General features: G+C 66.5%; 3 protein-coding genes. All 3 read right to left on the bottom strand.

All coding sequences use genetic code 11. The features are described from left to right. Positions 1-249: 249 nt before the first annotated feature. Genes WAO18_RS10660 through WAO18_RS10650 form a run of 3 tightly spaced genes read right to left on the bottom strand, consistent with a single transcriptional unit; the run spans position 250 to position 2,429 of the window. The gene (locus WAO18_RS10660) at positions 250-591 is read right to left on the bottom strand and encodes a DUF3253 domain-containing protein (protein ID WP_422206223.1); all 342 of its coding nucleotides are present in this window, start codon (positions 589-591) and stop codon (positions 250-252) included. A gap of 44 nt (positions 592-635) precedes the next feature. After that, on the bottom strand, positions 636-1,592 hold the full coding sequence (locus WAO18_RS10655; RefSeq protein ID WP_422206221.1) for an electron transfer flavoprotein subunit alpha/FixB family protein: 957 nt from the start codon (positions 1,590-1,592) through the stop codon (positions 636-638). Between the two features lie 36 nt (positions 1,593-1,628). After that, positions 1,629-2,429 (bottom strand): electron transfer flavoprotein subunit beta/FixA family protein, encoded by an 801-nt coding sequence (locus WAO18_RS10650; RefSeq protein WP_422206219.1) that lies wholly within the window; start codon positions 2,427-2,429, stop codon positions 1,629-1,631. Between the last annotated feature and the right edge of the window lie 51 nt (positions 2,430-2,480).

Genomic DNA, 2,480 nt, shown 5'->3' with positions numbered 1-2,480 from the left:
GCGCCGCTCTTGTCCTTGAGCATCTTGCTGACCTCGTCGTTCTGCTTCTTCTCGTCCTGCGTGGTGAAGTCCTTGCATTTGGTGTCACCACCGGTGTTGATGATCTGGGACGCAGAACATCCACTGAACAGAACTGCGGCGATCGCTATCGCGGCTGGCGCCATTGCCTTCATCTTCGAGCCCTTTCCTGGAGCGAAGTAGCAGGTCTTTGTACACCACTTCGCCGGATTTCAAACCTTGTCGCGGCTGTCAGGCTGGTGGTACCCGGATGCGGATGGGTCCGCTCGCCGGCCGGTCGGGGTCCAGCGTCGTACCGCGCTGGGTGATTTCGATATCCCCGGCGCGCGCCAATGCGAATGCGATGCTGCGGCTCTGCTGGGTCAGCCGGCGCCAGCCGTGGCCGCCGACGGCGCGGGCCGCATCCGAGGGGCAGATGCTCGAATTCGGTCCGCGATGCTGGGCCAGCGCCAAAATCGCGGCGCGCAGCCGAGCGGCCACCGGTCCGCCGCCGAGCGCGGTGCGGGCGGCACCGGACGCGGGACCGTCGCTCTCGGCCACCCGCGTCAACTCGCGGCAGGGTTCGCTGCCCACCTCATCAGGCTAGGCCGAAACGCACACGGCCTCTTGGCGACTGCTCAGCCCTTGCGGGTCTTGACTGCCTCGGTGAGCTGCGGCGCGACCTTGAACAAGTCGCCGACCACGCCGTAATCGGCGATCTCGAAGATCGGCGCCTCTTCGTCCTTGTTGACCGCGACGATTGTCTTCGAGGTCTGCATCCCGGCGCGGTGCTGGATCGCACCGGAGATGCCCAGCGCGATGTACAGCTGCGGCGAGACGGTCTTACCGGTCTGGCCCACCTGGAACTGGCCCGGGTAGTAGCCGGAGTCGACCGCGGCGCGGGAAGCGCCGACCGCGGCGCCCAGCGAGTCGGCCAGCTCCTCGACCACGTGGAAGTTGTCGGCGCTGCCGACACCACGTCCACCGGAAACCACGATGGTGGCCTCGGCGAGCTCCGGGCGGTCACCGGCGACCGCAGGCTCACGCTTAGTCACCTTGGCGGCGTTCTCGGCGGCCCCGGGCACCTCGACGGTCACCTTTTCGCCTGCGCCGTCGGACGGCTCGGCGTCGATCGCGCCCGCACGCACGGTGATCACCGGGGTGTCGCCGTTGGCCTGCGCCTCGACGGTGAACGCGCCACCGAAGATGGAGTGGATGCCCTTGGGTCCCTCCTCGACACCAACCACATCGACCAGCAGACCCGAACCGATCCGGGCAGCCAGCCGGCCGGCGATCTCCTTGCCGTCGGCACTGGAGGCCGCCAGAACGGCTGCCGGGCTGGCGGATTCGGCCAGCGCGGCCAGTACGTCGACGGACGGGGTGATCAAGTAGCTCTCCGCTGTGTCGGACTCGGCGACGTAGATCTTGGCGGCACCGGCCGACTTCAGTCCATCGACCAGCGGGTCGGCCGTGCCGGGCTTGCCCACCACCACGGCCGCGGGCTCACCCAGAACCCGTGCTGCCGTGATCAATTCGGAGGTGACTTTCTTCAGAGCACCATCAGCGTGCTCGACGAGCACCAATACTTCAGCCATGAGTTATTCCGTGTCTTTCGGTTCGGGATTCAAGTCTTAGATGATCTTCTGACCGACCAGGTACTTGGCGATTTCGTTTCCGCCCTCGCCCTCGTCGGTGACCTTCTCGCCGGCAGTCTTGGGCGGCTTGGGGGTTGACGTCAGCACCTTGGAACCGGCGTTCTCCAGCCCGACCTCGTCGGCCTCGACACCGATCTCAGCCAGCGTGAGCTTGGTGACTTCCTTCTTCTTGGCGGCCATGATGCCTTTGAAGGAGGGGAAGCGCGGCTCGTTGATCTTCTCGTTGACGCTCACCACAGCAGGCAACGAGGCCTCGATGGTGAACACGCCATCGTCGGTTTCCCGCTCGCCGGTGATCTTGTCGCCGTTCAGCGACAGCTTGCGCAAGTGGGTCAGCTGCGGCAGGCCGAGGTACTCGGCGATGATGGCCGGCACAGCGCCGCCGGTTCCGTCGGTGGCCTCGTTGCCGGCGATCACCAGCTCGGTGCCTTCGATGGTGCCCAGCGCGCGCGCCAACGCCCATCCGGTCTGCACGACGTCCGAGCCGTGCAGGCCGTCGTCGAGCAGGTGGACGGCCTTGTCGGCGCCCATCGACAGTGCCTTGCGGATCGCCTCGGTGGCGCGCTCCGGGCCGGCGGTCAGCACGGTCACCGACCCCTCGGTGCCGTCGGCGGCTTCCTTCTCGCGGATGAGCAACGCTTCTTCAACAGCACGCTCGTTGATCTCGTCCAGCACGGCATCGGCCGCCTCGCGGTCCAGCGTCCAGTCGCCGTCCGTAAGTTTGCGCTCTGACCAGGTGTCCGGGACCTGCTTGATCAGGACCACGATGTTCGTCATGAGAGTGGCTCGTCCTCCTCGAGTGCGTCCTGCAGCCGCTAGCGGCAGGAC

The sequence above is a fragment of the Mycobacterium sp. genome (genome assembly GCF_049278535.1).
GTDB lineage: Bacteria > Actinomycetota > Actinomycetes > Mycobacteriales > Mycobacteriaceae > Mycobacterium.
This window is presented reverse-complemented; position numbering and strand designations above follow the sequence as displayed.

Bases quoted from the DNA above. Each gene is read 5' to 3' on its own strand.
- WAO18_RS10655 (WP_422206221.1), bottom strand. From the start codon at position 1,592: ATGGCTGAAGTATTGGTGCTCGTCGAGCACGCTGATGGTGCTCTGAAG.
- WAO18_RS10650 (WP_422206219.1), bottom strand. From the start codon at position 2,429: ATGACGAACATCGTGGTCCTGATCAAGCAGGTCCCGGACACCTGGTCA.